14 protein-coding genes are annotated in these 12991 nt (G+C 60.4%); all 14 read left to right on the top strand.

The annotated features are described in order from the left end of the window. The first annotated feature begins 22 nt into the window (after positions 1 to 22). The 14 genes from ACKJSM_RS08560 to ACKJSM_RS08495 all read left to right on the top strand — a co-directional run bounded on the left by ACKJSM_RS08560 (position 23) and on the right by ACKJSM_RS08495 (position 12935). Positions 23 to 379: a PilZ domain-containing protein gene (locus tag ACKJSM_RS08560; RefSeq protein WP_007908272.1), complete on the top strand. Its 357-nt coding sequence runs from the start codon at positions 23 to 25 to the stop codon at positions 377 to 379. A 14-nt stretch (positions 380 to 393) separates the two neighbouring features. Further along, complete coding sequence (locus ACKJSM_RS08555) at positions 394 to 1179, top strand: TatD family hydrolase (RefSeq protein ID WP_236177963.1); 786 nt, start codon at positions 394 to 396, stop codon at positions 1177 to 1179. Between the two features lie 341 nt (positions 1180 to 1520). Further along, the gene (locus ACKJSM_RS08550; RefSeq protein WP_007950805.1) at positions 1521 to 2159 is read left to right on the top strand and encodes a TetR/AcrR family transcriptional regulator; all 639 of its coding nucleotides are present in this window, start codon (positions 1521 to 1523) and stop codon (positions 2157 to 2159) included. A 138-nt stretch (positions 2160 to 2297) separates the two neighbouring features. Then, positions 2298 to 3266: a GTP 3',8-cyclase MoaA gene (locus tag ACKJSM_RS08545; protein WP_236177964.1), complete on the top strand. Its 969-nt coding sequence runs from the start codon at positions 2298 to 2300 to the stop codon at positions 3264 to 3266. 122 nt (positions 3267 to 3388) lie between these two features. Beyond that, positions 3389 to 3994, top strand: a complete 606-nt coding sequence (locus ACKJSM_RS08540; RefSeq protein ID WP_007950810.1) for a DUF4823 domain-containing protein — start codon at positions 3389 to 3391, stop codon at positions 3992 to 3994. 15 nt (positions 3995 to 4009) lie between these two features. After that, the gene (locus tag ACKJSM_RS08535) at positions 4010 to 4570 is read left to right on the top strand and encodes a DUF1285 domain-containing protein (RefSeq protein WP_410237220.1); all 561 of its coding nucleotides are present in this window, start codon (positions 4010 to 4012) and stop codon (positions 4568 to 4570) included. Positions 4571 to 4671: 101 nt separating this feature from the next. Further along, the gene (locus ACKJSM_RS08530) at positions 4672 to 5388 is read left to right on the top strand and encodes a FadR/GntR family transcriptional regulator (RefSeq protein ID WP_236177966.1); all 717 of its coding nucleotides are present in this window, start codon (positions 4672 to 4674) and stop codon (positions 5386 to 5388) included. A 25-nt stretch (positions 5389 to 5413) separates the two neighbouring features. Beyond that, positions 5414 to 6289 (top strand): SMP-30/gluconolactonase/LRE family protein, encoded by an 876-nt coding sequence (locus tag ACKJSM_RS08525; RefSeq protein WP_410237219.1) that lies wholly within the window; start codon positions 5414 to 5416, stop codon positions 6287 to 6289. Between the two features lie 270 nt (positions 6290 to 6559). Beyond that, a complete protein-coding gene (locus tag ACKJSM_RS08520; protein ID WP_236177968.1) occupies positions 6560 to 7378 on the top strand; it encodes an SDR family oxidoreductase in 819 nt (272 codons plus the stop codon). Positions 7379 to 7521: 143 nt separating this feature from the next. Continuing rightward, a complete protein-coding gene (locus ACKJSM_RS08515; RefSeq protein WP_236177969.1) occupies positions 7522 to 8526 on the top strand; it encodes a substrate-binding domain-containing protein in 1005 nt (334 codons plus the stop codon). A 56-nt stretch (positions 8527 to 8582) separates the two neighbouring features. Next, a complete protein-coding gene (gene araG, locus ACKJSM_RS08510; protein WP_236177970.1) occupies positions 8583 to 10127 on the top strand; it encodes an L-arabinose ABC transporter ATP-binding protein AraG in 1545 nt (514 codons plus the stop codon). A gap of 12 nt (positions 10128 to 10139) precedes the next feature. Then, a complete protein-coding gene (gene araH, locus ACKJSM_RS08505; RefSeq protein ID WP_410237218.1) occupies positions 10140 to 11108 on the top strand; it encodes an L-arabinose ABC transporter permease AraH in 969 nt (322 codons plus the stop codon). A gap of 118 nt (positions 11109 to 11226) precedes the next feature. After that, complete coding sequence (locus tag ACKJSM_RS08500; RefSeq protein ID WP_236177972.1) at positions 11227 to 11940, top strand: GntR family transcriptional regulator; 714 nt, start codon at positions 11227 to 11229, stop codon at positions 11938 to 11940. Then, positions 11937 to 12935, top strand: a complete 999-nt coding sequence (locus ACKJSM_RS08495; protein ID WP_410237217.1) for an ADP-ribosylglycohydrolase family protein — start codon at positions 11937 to 11939, stop codon at positions 12933 to 12935. The genes ACKJSM_RS08500 and ACKJSM_RS08495 overlap by 4 nt, the downstream gene beginning before the upstream one ends. The last annotated feature ends 56 nt before the right edge of the window (positions 12936 to 12991 follow it).

The following is a 12991-nucleotide window of genomic DNA, read 5'->3' as shown; positions in this document are numbered from 1 at the left end:
AGCATCAGCAGTGGAGGTCAACATGAATGAACCTGTCAGCCCTGGGCCGCGCAATGGCATCTTGTCCCTGACCATCAAGGACAAATCGGTCCTTTACGCCGCCTACATGCCGTTTATCAAGAACGGTGGCCTGTTCATCCCGACCAACAAGAGCTACAGGTTGGGCGACGAGGTGTTCATGCTGCTGAATCTGATGGACGAGGCGGAGAAGATTCCGGTGGCCGGCAAAGTGGCCTGGATCACCCCCAAAGGCGCCCAGGGCAACCGCGCAGCGGGTGTCGGCGTGCAATTCAACGATGGCGACAACACCGCGCGCAGTCGCATCGAAACTCATCTGGCCGGAGCCCTGAAATCCGACCGTCCCACTCATACGATGTAAGTTGCAGTCCTTTTATGCTCGTAGATTCCCATTGTCACCTTGATCGCCTCGACCTCGCCGCTCATGACGGTTCCCTGGATGCTGCGCTGGATGCAGCCCGCCAGCGCGGTGTCGGGCACTTCCTGTGCATCGGCGTCAGCGCCGACAACGCGGCCGACGTCAAAGCCCTCGCCGAGCGTTACGACGATGTCGATTGTTCGGTCGGCGTGCATCCGCTGGATGTGCAACCGGGCGCAGCGCCAGCGCTGGACTGGCTGTTGCACGAGATCAATCACCCGAAAGTGGTGGCGATCGGCGAAACCGGTCTGGACTATCACTACGAGCCGGAAGCGGCGGAGCTGCAGCAGGAATCGTTCCGTCTGCACCTGCAAGCCGCGCAGCAGACCGGCAAACCGGTGATCATCCACACCCGTGGCGCCCGCGCCGACACGCTTGAGCTGTTGCGCGAGGCTGCGTTGCCCCAGGCCGGCGTGCTGCATTGCTTCACTGAAGACTGGGACATGGCCAAGGCCGCGCTGGACATGGGCTATTACATTTCCCTGTCGGGCATTGTCACCTTCCGCAATGCCGATGCACTGCGTGATGTGGCGAGCAAGGTTCCGGCCGATCGCCTGCTGGTGGAAACCGATTCGCCGTATCTGGCGCCGATCCCTTACCGCGGCAAACCGAACCTGCCGCAATACGTGCGGGAAGTGGCAGAGTTTCTGGCGATGCTGCGGGGCGAGAGCTACGAGCGTTTTGCCGAACAGACCACCGAGAACTTCAAGCGACTGTTCCCGCTAGCCAGTGTAAAGGCCTGAATCGCAGGCAAAAAAAACCCGGGTTCTGGGGGGTGAATCCGGGTTAAGACCATTAGGAGTAAAACAAAGGCACGCGGTCCCTTGGTACCTTTACCGGCGCGACACTTGGGGGAGATGTCGCCCGACAGTTCAAGTATTGATCAGTCTGGCGCCGAGTCCAGTTGGCGGGCCGGGGTTTTTAAACAAATTTGGAATACGTTCGCTTCGGTTATGTTCTCATTGCCCCGTAAACGTTCGTGAAATGAACAAGAAACACAGATATGGTCGGATGATCCGTGCATTTTTGCGCAAGTTAGGCATAATACGCGGCTTCGAATTTTGACCCCTACAGACCTTTTCTTATGCACAAAGAACCTCGTAAGGTCCGTGAGTTTCGTCGCCGCGAGCAAGAAATTCTCGATACCGCGCTCAAGCTGTTCCTCGAACAAGGTGAAGACAGTGTCACCGTCGAGATGATTGCTGATGCCGTGGGTATCGGCAAAGGCACGATCTACAAGCATTTCAAGTCCAAGGCCGAGATCTACCTGCGCCTGATGCTCGATTACGAGCGCGACTTGAACGAGCTGTTGCATTCGGCCGATGTCGACAAGGACAAGGAAGCGCTGTCCCGTGCCTACTTTGAATTCCGCATGCGCGACCCGCAGCGCTATCGTCTGTTCGATCGCCTGGAAGAGAAGGTGGTCAAGGGCAATCAGGTCCCGGAAATGGTCGAGGAGCTGCACAAGATCCGTGCCTCGAACTTCGAACGCCTGACCCTGCTCATCAAGGGCCGCATCAGCGAAGGCAAGCTCGAAGACGTGCCGCCATACTTCCACTACTGCGCATCCTGGGCGCTGGTGCATGGCGCGGTGGCGCTGTATCACTCGCCGTTCTGGAGCAACGTGCTGGAGGATCAGGAAGGTTTCTTCCAGTTCCTGATGGACATCGGCGTGCGCATGGGCAACAAGCGCAAGCGCGATCCTGAAACGCCAAGCAGCTGAATCATTCAGTTGCCTTATGCGCCGTGTTTTTCGCTACATGGCGCAGTACCGCAGGAATATACTCAGGCATAGGGCTTGCTAAAACTTGAATTGTGAGTCAAGTTTTAGCCGCTCGATTTTCCATCGCCGGAGTGCTTCATGATCGTTGACCGTCAAGGCAGGCGTTTTCGCAATTTGCGGATCAGTCTGACTTCAGCCTGCAATTACGCCTGTACCTACTGCGTGCCCAACGGCAAGCGGCTGGTGGCTGCGCAGGATGAACTGTCGGCCGAGGCCATGGCACGTGGCGTTGCCTACCTGATCGAAGCCGCCGGCATCGAACGCCTGCGCATCACCGGCGGCGAGCCGCTGGTCAGTCCCAAACTCGAATCTTTCATGAGCGCCGTCGGCAGGATGGGCCTGGAAGACATCAGCCTGACCACCAACGGCCAACTCCTGGCGAAAAAACTCCCGTTGCTGGTCGATGCCGGCCTGCGACGCATCAACGTTTCCCTCGATACCCTGGACGCCGGCGCGTTCCGCAGCATTGCCCGTGGCGGCGATCTGGCCACCGTGCTGGATGGCATGGATCAGGCGGCAGCAGCGGGAATGAAGATCAAGGTCAACATGGTGCCGTTGCGCGGACAGAACCTCGACCAGGTGATGCCACTGCTCGACTACTGCCTCGAGCGTGGCTTCGAACTGCGTTTCATCGAGCTGATGCGCATGGGCCACCTGGCCACTGATTCCAACGCGTTTCTGCAACAGTTCGTCAGCCTGCAGCAGTTGCTCAGTCTGATTGGCGAACATTACGAGTACGCGCAAACCGACGCGCCGGTAGACGCCACGGCTGTTCGTTATGCGATTCCCGGTCTGGGTAACTTCGGCGTGATCGCCAACGAAAGTGTGCCGTTCTGCCGAACCTGTTCGCGTTTGCGCCTGTCGTCGACGGGATGGCTGCATGGCTGCCTGTCCTCGAGCAACCGCCACTATGTCGGTGACTTGCTCGACAAGCCGCGTCACGAGGCGCTGCCGGCGTTGCAACGATTGCTGGTCAAGGCGTTGGGTGACAAGCAGGAAGTCGCATTCTCCGGCGGCGCCACCGTCATGAAGATCATCGGCGGCTGAACCCGGTCTAGCCCCAAAGTCTTATTTCAAACCGGATACCTGCACATTTCCAAGGACTGGCGCAAAAGCTGCATCCTACGGCCATTCGCCGGTTTTCCGTCACCGGCTTCTGGAGGATTAGGATGCGTAGCCTGGTTTTGCTGCTGGCCGTTTTGGCGCTGGGCGGCTGTATGACTGTCAGTGACATGGCCGAAGGGACTCGCTACCAGATGAGCGACGCGGGTCTGCTGGACCACAGCGACAGCCGCCGCGTAAACAATTTCCGCATTCAGCCGGATTCGTTCATCTACATCGCGCAAGGTTCGTTCGCGCCGCCGGGTGGTTCCTACCCGCGTCCCAACGTAGTCGCTGAGGAGGCCTTCAAAGGCTTCGTCGAATATTTCCCGATGGTCCGCCGCGCCCGTGCGCCGGAAGGTCTCGACCAGGCGATGGGCGAAGCCCGCGACGCGGGCGCTCACTACCTGCTGTATACCCGTTTCGCCAAGGCCGACGACCGCATCGGCAACTCCGATGAATGGCTCGATCAGGAAGCCGTGGATCGCCTCGGTATCGACGGCGGCGTGATTCAGATCATGTTGATCGAGACCAGTACCCAGTATTTGATTGATACTGCACGGATCAAGAGTCGTGGCGGATTACTGACGTTCCACGACAACAAACCCGAAGACCTGATTGGCCCACCGCTTGCGCAGTACGCGCGCAGCCTGCTGGGCGTCGGGGACCAGTAATTCAAGGAGAACGCCATGAGTGGCCCGCAAAAAGCCAATGACCTGCTGGGGCAAATCCCCAAAACCAAAGGCTTGCCGCCGGTGCACTTGTGGAACCCGGATTTCTGCGGCGACATCGACATGCGCATCGCCCGCGACGGTACCTGGTATTACCTGGGTACGCCGATCGGGCGCAAGCCGATGGTCAAGCTGTTCTCCACCATCATCCGCCGCGATGGCGATGACTATTTTCTGATCACTCCGGTTGAGAAAGTCGGGATCAAGGTCGATGACGCGCCATTCGTGGCGATTGCCGTCGAGGTGGAAGGCGAGGGTGAGGCGCAGTTGCTACGTTTCACGACTAACGTCGATGAAACCACCGAGGCTGGCGCGGAACATCCGATCCGCGTGGAGATCGATCCGACGACGCAAGAACCCGCCCCCTATGTGCATGTGCGCACCAATCTTGAAGCGCTGATCCATCGCAACGTGTTTTACCAATTGGTCGAGCTGGCTGTCAGTCGTGAGATCGATGACCAGCGCTGGCTTGGCGTCTGGAGCGGTGGCGAGTTCTTCCCCATCGGCCTCGAACCTTAAAAAACCGCAGTCTGTGAAAGCAGGCTGCGGTTTTTTGTCGTTGACTCTCAATCGTATGATGATTAGCGTAGGCACCCACAACGAACAGCTTCGGGGTGTCCATGTCGAGCAGTTTTCACGCATCAACGGTTGACTGGCTGGGCGCCTGGATTGCCGCCGGCCAGGTAAAACCGGGGCAGGCGATCAAGGTCGAGGCCGATCTGGGCGAGCAGCTCGGGGTCAGCCGTACCGTGATCCGCGAAGCCATCAAGACCCTCGTCGCCAAAGGCATGCTCGAAGTCGGGCCGAAGGTCGGCACGCGGGTGCTGCCGATCAAGCGCTGGAACCTGTTCGACCCGCAAGTGGTGGGCTGGCTGTCGCGCAGTGGCCTGCCGGAAAACTTCGTCGATGACTTGCTTGATCTGCGCCGCACCATCGAACCGATGGCGGTGCGCTGGGCCTGCGAGCGGGCGACCGTTGAACAGGTACAAGCCGTGCAGCAGGCCTACCACGCGCTGGAACGAGCCGTGGAAAGCGGCATCGACTACAACCGCGCCGACCAGTTCTTCCACGAATGCATTCTGGCCGCCAGCCATAACCAGTTCATCGAGCAAATGGTGCCTGCCCTCGGTGCGCTGCTCGCGGTGTCTTTCGAAGTCTCGGCGGCCGACCCCGACGAATTGCGCCGCACATTGCCCATTCACAAAGACATGGCTGACGCCATCGCCGCCCGGGATGCCGCGCGCGGGGTGTGGGCCTGCATGACCCTGATCGACAATGCCGACCTGGCCATCAAGCGGTTTTACCCGCAGGTGATGGCCGACAAGAAAGCCAGCTGACAAAAACAACAAGACAGGAGGTTGCATGACGTGGACTGCGGTGACAGAGCATCGGGCGCAACTGGGCGAAGGCCCGTTCTGGGACGCACCGACTCAGGCGCTGTACTGGGTCGACATTGCTGGCAGGCAGGCGCTGCGGTTGATCGGGCAGAACGTGCAGATCTGGCAGATGCCGGAACATGTCTCGGCGTTCATTCCCTGCGCCAGCGGTGACGCGCTGGTGACCCTGAGCAGCGGCGTCTACCGGCTCGATCTCGATTCCCCCGGACTCGAGCCGCGACTGACGCTGTTCTGCATCGCCGACCCGCAACCGGGCAATCGCGCCAACGAAGCACGTTGCGATGGCCTGGGCCGTTTGTGGCTCGGCACCATGCAAAACAACATCGGCGAGCAGGGCGAAGACCTGCCGATCACCCGTCGTTCCGGCGGCCTGTTCCGGGTTGATCCGGATAAACGCGTCACGCCATTGCTGCGCGGCCTCGGGATTCCCAACACGCTGCTCTGGAGCGACGACGGCACCACTTTGTTGTTCGGCGACAGCCTCGACAGCACCTTGTATCGCTATTTCATTCACACCGACGGCAACCTCGACCCCGCCCAGCCCTGGTACAGCGCCGATCAGCACGGTGGCCCGGACGGTTCGGCGATGGACGCCGAAGGCTACGTGTGGAACGCCCGCTGGGACGGCAGCTGCCTGCTGCGCCTGACGCCGGATGGCCAGATCGACCGCAAGATCGACCTGCCAGTCAGTCGCCCCACCAGTTGCGTGTTCGGCGGCGAAGACTTGAAAACCCTTTACATCACCAGCGCCAGAAGTCCGCTGAACCACCCGCTGGACGGCGCCGTGCTATCGCTGCGGGTGGGTGTCGCCGGAAAGCTGTGTACACGTTTTGCCGGTTAAATCCCAAAATATGGGATGCAAAATTATATATTGAGATTATTTGGTGGTCGGGTTTATAGTCGGCCTCAGCAGTAACACGCACTCACACTTAAAAAGAACAAAACAGGTGAAGTGATGCAGCGAATTTCCATCGCACTCCACAGCGGAGTCAGCGCTTCGGGCCGTTCCGGTACCGCGGCGTGCGCTCGCCTGTCTTGTTCCAGAAGCCATCCAGACCGGACATCGTCAGATGCCCGGTTTTTTTATGCTCTCGAACAGGAGTCCTGATTCATGGCTGAACCTCTGTCCCTGCCACCGGTGCCCGAGCCGCCGAAAGGCGAGCGTCTGAAAAACAAGGTCGTGCTGCTGACCGGCGCCGCTCAAGGCATCGGCGAAGCAATCGTCGCGACCTTCGCCTCCCAGCAGGCCAAGCTGGTGATCAGCGATATCCAGGCCGAAAAGGTCGAGAAAGTCGCCGCTCACTGGCGCGAGCAGGGCGCCGATGTGCAAGCGATCAAGGCTGACGTATCGCGCCAGCAGGACTTGCACGCCATGGCCAAACTGGCCATCGAACTGCACGGTCGTATCGATGTGCTGGTCAACTGCGCCGGGGTCAATGTGTTCCGCGATCCGCTGGAAATGACCGAGGAAGATTGGCACCGCTGTTTCGCCATCGACCTCGACGGCGCCTGGTATGGCTGCAAGGCCGTGTTGCCGCAGATGATCGAGCAGGGCATCGGCAGCATCATCAACATTGCCTCGACTCACTCCACCCATATCATTCCCGGCTGCTTCCCGTACCCGGTGGCCAAGCACGGCCTGCTCGGGCTGACCCGTGCACTGGGCATCGAATACGCGCCGAAGGGCATTCGCGTCAACGCGATTGCGCCGGGCTATATCGAAACCCAGCTCAACGTCGACTACTGGAACGGCTTCGCCGACCCGCACGCCGAACGCCAGCGCGCTTTCGATCTGCATCCGCCGAAACGCATCGGTCAGCCGATTGAAGTGGCGATGACTGCCGTGTTCCTGGCCAGTGATGAAGCGCCGTTCATCAATGCCTCGTGCATCACCATCGATGGTGGTCGCTCGGTGATGTACCACGACTGAAAACTCGGATTTCAGGTGGAAAAGTCCGCCTGAAATTCAATCATCATACGATATGACTATTGTCGTCATGATTCGCGGTAAATGCTTCGACCGCTGTAACGCTTTTCAAATAACGCTCAAGAAAAATAACAAGGAGTCTGCTTATGAAACGTCGTTTCGGGATTCGTACCCTGTGCAGTACCGCGCTGGCGGTCACTGCGTTCAGCCTGAGCAGTGCGCTGCTGGCCGCTGACCCTGTGAAAATCGGTTTCCTGGTCAAGCAGGCCGAAGAGCCGTGGTTCCAGACTGAATGGGCCTTCGCCGAGAAAGCTGCCAAGGACAAAGGCTTCGAGCTGATCAAGATCGCCGTGCCGGACGGCGAGAAAACCCTTTCCGCCATCGACAGCCTCGCGGCCAACGGCGCCAAGGGCTTCGTCATCTGCCCGCCGGATGTGTCCCTCGGCCCTGCGATCATGGCCAAGGCCAAGCTCAATGACCTGAAAGTCATCGCCGTCGATGACCGCTTCGTCGATGCCAATGGCAAGTTCATGGAAGACGTGCCGTACCTCGGCATGGCTGCGTTCGAAGTTGGCCAGAAACAGGGCGCCGCCATGGCCGCCGAAGCGAAAAAGCGTAACTGGGACTGGAAAGACACCTACGCGGTGGTCAGCACCTACAACGAACTCGACACCGGCAAGAAGCGCACCGACGGCTCGATGAAGGCGCTCGAAGACGCCGGCATGCCGAAAGAACACATCCTGACCGCTGCCCTGAAAACCCTCGACGTGCCTGGCAGCATGGACGCCATCAATTCGGCACTGGTCAAGCTGCCGGGCACGGCGAAGAACCTGATCATCGGCGGCATGAACGACAACACTGTGCTGGGCGGCGTGCGCGCCACCGAAGCCGCCGGGTTTGCCGCAGCCAATGTGATCGGCATCGGCATCAACGGCACCGACGCTATCGGCGAATTGAAAAAGCCTAACAGCGGCTTCTACGGTTCGATGCTGCCGAGCCCGCACATCGAAGGCTACAAGACCGCCGAGATGATGTACGAGTGGGTCACCACCGGCAAAGAACCGCCGAAGTACACCGCGATGGACGACGTCACCCTGATCACCCGCGACAACTTCAAGCAGGAGCTGGAGAAGATCGGCCTGTGGAACTGACGGCAGCGGCGGCCCGGGCAGCCGGGCCGCTTGAACGGTGTGATGAGGTGGTTTAAATGCACGCGCAAGTACAGACACAAGAACACAGCGCCAGCGGCAGCCTGCGTTTCAACGGGATCGGCAAGACCTTTCCGGGCGTGAAAGCACTGGACGGCATCAGTTTCGTCGCCCACCCCGGGCAGGTTCACGCCCTGATGGGCGAGAACGGCGCCGGCAAATCGACGCTGCTGAAAATCCTCGGCGGCGCCTACATTCCGAGCAGCGGCGAGCTGCAGATCGGCGAGCGGAGCATGGCCTTCAAGTGCACTGCCGACAGCATCGGCAGCGGCGTCGCGGTGATTCACCAGGAGCTGCATCTGGTGCCGGAAATGACCGTGGCCGAGAACCTGTTCCTCGGTCACCTGCCGGCCAGCTTCGGCCTGATCAATCGCGGCGCGCTGCGTCAGCAGGCGTTGGCTTGCCTCAAAGGCCTGGCCGATGAAATCGACCCGCAGACCAAGGTCGGCCGCTTGTCTCTCGGTCAGCGGCAACTGGTGGAAATCGCCAAGGCGTTGTCCCGTGGCGCCCATGTGATCGCGTTTGACGAACCGACCAGCAGCCTCTCGGCGCGGGAAATCGACCGCTTGATGGCGATCATCGGCCGGCTGCGCGACGAGGGCAAAGTCGTGCTCTACGTTTCCCATCGCATGGAAGAAGTGTTCCGCATCTGCGACGCGGTGACGGTGTTCAAGGACGGTCGCTACGTGCGCACCTTCGATGACATGAGCCAGTTGACCCACGATCAACTGGTGACCTGCATGGTCGGGCGCGACATTCAGGACATCTACGATTATCGCGGTCGCCCGCGCGGTGCCGTGGCGCTGAGAGTCGATGGACTGCTTGGCCCGGGCCTGCGCGAGCCGATCAGTTTCGATGCGCACAAAGGCGAGATTCTGGGCCTGTTCGGACTGGTCGGGGCAGGGCGCACCGAGCTGTTCCGGCTGCTCAGCGGTCTGGAGCGCAACACCGCCGGACGTCTCGAATTGCGCGGTCACGAACTGAAGCTGCGTTCGCCCCGCGATGCGATTGCTGCCGGCATTTTGCTGTGCCCGGAGGACCGCAAGAAGGAAGGCATCATCCCGCTGGCCAGTGTTGCCGAGAACATCAACATCAGTGCGCGCGGTGCGCATTCCGGGCTCGGTTGCCTGCTGCGCGGGATCTGGGAAAAGGGCAACGCCGAGAAACAGATCAAGGCCCTGAAAGTGAAAACGCCTCACGCTGGGCAACCGATCAAATTCCTGTCCGGCGGCAATCAGCAGAAGGCGATTCTCGGCCGCTGGCTGTCGATGCCGATGAAAGTCCTGCTGCTCGACGAGCCGACCCGGGGCATCGACATCGGTGCCAAGGCCGAGATCTACCAGATCATCCACAACCTGGCCGCCGACGGTATTTCGGTGATCGTGGTGTCCAGCGACCTGATGGAAGTGATGGGTATTTCCGACCGCATTCTGGTGCTGTGCGAGGGCGCCCTGCGTGGCGAAGTCAGCCGCGACCAGGCCAACGAATCCAACCTGCTGCAACTGGCTTTGCCGCGCCAACGCGCTGACGGCGTGGCGAACTGAGAGGTGACTATGATGACAACCCAAAACGAAACCCTGCCGACCGAGCGCAAACCTTTGGACATGCGACGCTTCCTCGATGACTGGGTGATGCTGCTGGCGGCGGTGGGCATTTTTGTCGCCTGCACCTTGCTGATCGATAACTTCCTCTCGCCGCTGAACATGCGTGGTCTGGGCCTGGCGATTTCCACCACCGGGATTGCCGCGTGCACCATGTTGTATTGCCTGGCGTCCGGGCATTTCGACTTGTCGGTAGGCTCGGTGATCGCTTGCGCCGGGGTGGTGGCGGCGGTGGTGATGCGCGACACCAACAGCGTGTTTCTCGGCATCAGCGTCGCGCTGGTGATGGGGCTGATCGTCGGATTGATCAACGGCATCGTGATCGCCAAGTTGCGGGTCAATGCGCTGATCACGACGCTGGCGACCATGCAGATCGTCCGCGGCCTGGCTTACATCTTTGCCAATGGCAAAGCGGTGGGCGTTTCCCAGGAGTCGTTCTTCGTCTTTGGCAATGGCCAGTTGTTCGGCGTGCCGGTGCCGATCCTGATCACCATCGTCTGCTTCCTGTTTTTCGGTTGGCTGCTGAACTACACGACCTACGGGCGCAACACCATGGCCATCGGCGGCAACCAGGAGGCGGCGTTGCTGGCGGGGGTGAATGTTGATCGAACCAAGATCATCATCTTCGCGGTGCATGGCGTGATTGGTGCGTTGGCCGGGGTGATTCTGGCGTCGCGGATGACTTCGGGTCAGCCGATGATTGGCCAGGGTTTTGAGCTGACGGTGATTTCGGCCTGCGTGTTGGGCGGGGTGTCGTTGAGCGGCGGGATCGGGATGATCCGGCATGTGATTGCCGGGGTTTTGATTCTGGCGATTATCGAGAATGCGATGAATCTGAAGAATATCGACACGTTTTATCAGTACGTGATTCGAGGGTCGATTTTGCTGTTGGCTGTTGTCATTGACCGTCTGAAACAGCGCTGAGATCAAAGCTCTTGTGACCCTCTCCTTTGGGAGAGGGTGTTCTGAGCGAAACGCCTTCTGTCTCCTTCCCCAAAATATCCCTTGCCCGTTCCAACCCGTTTCGGTTATCACTTTGTACATGATTAGACAGGTACGATTTGACAAGAAACAACGGGTGGTCGACGAACTCGTCCGACGCATCGAAAGCGGCCTCATGGAGGACGGCTTTCTGTTGCCCGGCGAGCATCAGTTGGCTCAGGAATTCAACGTCAGCCGTGGCACGTTGCGCGAAGCGCTGGCCGAACTGAAGCGACGCAATTACATCGCCACGCAAAGCGGGGTGGGGTCCATCGTCACTTTCGACGGCGTGGCGCTCGACCAGCGCAGCGGCTGGGCCCAGGCCCTGGCCGACAGCGGCGCGCTGATCAACACCGACGTGTTGCGCCTGGAAGCCGTGACCCGCGAGGATCTGCTGCCGCGTTTCGGCTCCGATCAATTCATTCTTCTGGAACGTCGCCGCCGTTCCAATGACGGCACGGCGGTGTCCCTTGAACGCTCTCTGATGCCCGCCACGGGAGGCCTGGAAAGCCTGCCGCGGGTTGGCCTGATCGACAACTCCCTGACCATCACCCTGGCCGCCTACGGTTACATCGGCGAGCGCGGCGATCAGTGGATCGGTGCCGAACCGCTCAACGCCGTGGATGCCGAACTGCTCGGCCGCCCGCAAGGCACGGTGTTCCTCAAGGCATTGCGCACCACTTACGACCGGCATGACCGTTTCATGGAACAGGTCGAAAGCCTGCTCGACCCGGTGCATTTTCGTCTGCACCTGCAATTTGGAGAATCGAAATGACCGCCCTCGACCGTGCCCTGGGCGCGTTTTACGGCCTGGCCCTGGGCGACGCGCTGGGCATGCCGACCCAATCCCTGAATCGCGAAACCATCAAGCAGCGCTTCGGCCAGATCACCGATCTGCAAGACGCCGGTCCCTTGCAGCCGATTGCCGCGAACATGCCCAAGGGCTCGATCACCGATGACACCGAACAGGCGATTCTGGTCGGCGAGTTATTGGTCGAGGGGCGTGGCCGGATCGAACCGGCGGTGCTCGCGCAACGGCTGATCGAATGGGAAGCCCGGATGCAGGCCAAAGGTTCGCAGGACCTGCTCGGCCCGTCGACCAAACGCGCAATCGAAATGATCCTCGCTGGCCACTCGCCGGAAGAGGCCGGCCGCTACGGCACCACCAATGGCGCCGCGATGCGCATCACCCCGGTGGGGATCGCGGCGGATGTCGCCGACCCCGAGCGCTTTATCGCGGCGGTGGTGCAGGCCTGTCAGGTCACTCACAACACTACGCTGGGGATTTCCAGCGCGGCGGCGGTGGCGGCGGTGGTCTCGGCCGGCATCAACGGCCTGGACCTGGGCGAGGCGCTGAACCTCGGTCAGCAGATCGCCCAGCAAGCGGAATCCCACGGGCACTGGGTGGCCGGCGGGCGCATCGCTTCGCGGATCAGTTGGGCGCGCAGCATCAGTGTCGAAAGCGACCCGGTGTTGCTCGCGGATCTGCTGTACGACGTGATCGGCACCTCTGTGGCTTCGCAGGAATCGGTGGTGGTGTCATTCGCCCTCGCGCAGCACGTCGCGGTCGGTGAAATGTCGCCGTTCGATGCGCTGTGCATGGCCGCGAGCCTCGGTGGCGACACTGACACCATCGCCGCGATTCTCGGCGCCATGCTTGGGGCCTGCCTGGGCCTGCAGAGCTGGCCGGCGCCGATGATTGATATGGTGAAAACCGTCAATGGTCTGAAGCTGGAACCGTTGGTGCAGGGTCTTTTGGCCTTGCGCTGATTGAGCTGACGCCTTCGCTGGCAAGCCAGCTTCCATAGGGAGAGTGCCAACATCAA

The organism is Pseudomonas sp. PHC1, assembly GCF_046487845.1.
Taxonomy (GTDB): domain Bacteria; phylum Pseudomonadota; class Gammaproteobacteria; order Pseudomonadales; family Pseudomonadaceae; genus Aquipseudomonas; species Aquipseudomonas sputi.
The sequence above is the reverse complement of the archived record's forward strand: the minus strand, read 5'-3'. Positions and strand labels throughout refer to the sequence as shown.

Coding starts and splice junctions, on each gene's coding strand:
- ACKJSM_RS08540 (WP_007950810.1), top strand. CDS start 3,389: ATGCGTAGCCTGGTTTTGCTGCTGGCCGTTTTGGCGCTGGGCGGCTGT.
- ACKJSM_RS08555 (WP_236177963.1), top strand. CDS start 394: ATGCTCGTAGATTCCCATTGTCACCTTGATCGCCTCGACCTCGCCGCT.
- araH (WP_410237218.1), top strand. CDS start 10,140: ATGACAACCCAAAACGAAACCCTGCCGACCGAGCGCAAACCTTTGGAC.
- ACKJSM_RS08550 (WP_007950805.1), top strand. CDS start 1,521: ATGCACAAAGAACCTCGTAAGGTCCGTGAGTTTCGTCGCCGCGAGCAA.
- ACKJSM_RS08530 (WP_236177966.1), top strand. CDS start 4,672: ATGTCGAGCAGTTTTCACGCATCAACGGTTGACTGGCTGGGCGCCTGG.
- ACKJSM_RS08560 (WP_007908272.1), top strand. CDS start 23: ATGAATGAACCTGTCAGCCCTGGGCCGCGCAATGGCATCTTGTCCCTG.
- ACKJSM_RS08500 (WP_236177972.1), top strand. CDS start 11,227: ATGATTAGACAGGTACGATTTGACAAGAAACAACGGGTGGTCGACGAA.
- ACKJSM_RS08525 (WP_410237219.1), top strand. CDS start 5,414: ATGACGTGGACTGCGGTGACAGAGCATCGGGCGCAACTGGGCGAAGGC.
- araG (WP_236177970.1), top strand. CDS start 8,583: ATGCACGCGCAAGTACAGACACAAGAACACAGCGCCAGCGGCAGCCTG.
- ACKJSM_RS08535 (WP_410237220.1), top strand. CDS start 4,010: ATGAGTGGCCCGCAAAAAGCCAATGACCTGCTGGGGCAAATCCCCAAA.
- ACKJSM_RS08520 (WP_236177968.1), top strand. CDS start 6,560: ATGGCTGAACCTCTGTCCCTGCCACCGGTGCCCGAGCCGCCGAAAGGC.
- ACKJSM_RS08545 (WP_236177964.1), top strand. CDS start 2,298: ATGATCGTTGACCGTCAAGGCAGGCGTTTTCGCAATTTGCGGATCAGT.
- ACKJSM_RS08495 (WP_410237217.1), top strand. CDS start 11,937: ATGACCGCCCTCGACCGTGCCCTGGGCGCGTTTTACGGCCTGGCCCTG.
- ACKJSM_RS08515 (WP_236177969.1), top strand. CDS start 7,522: ATGAAACGTCGTTTCGGGATTCGTACCCTGTGCAGTACCGCGCTGGCG.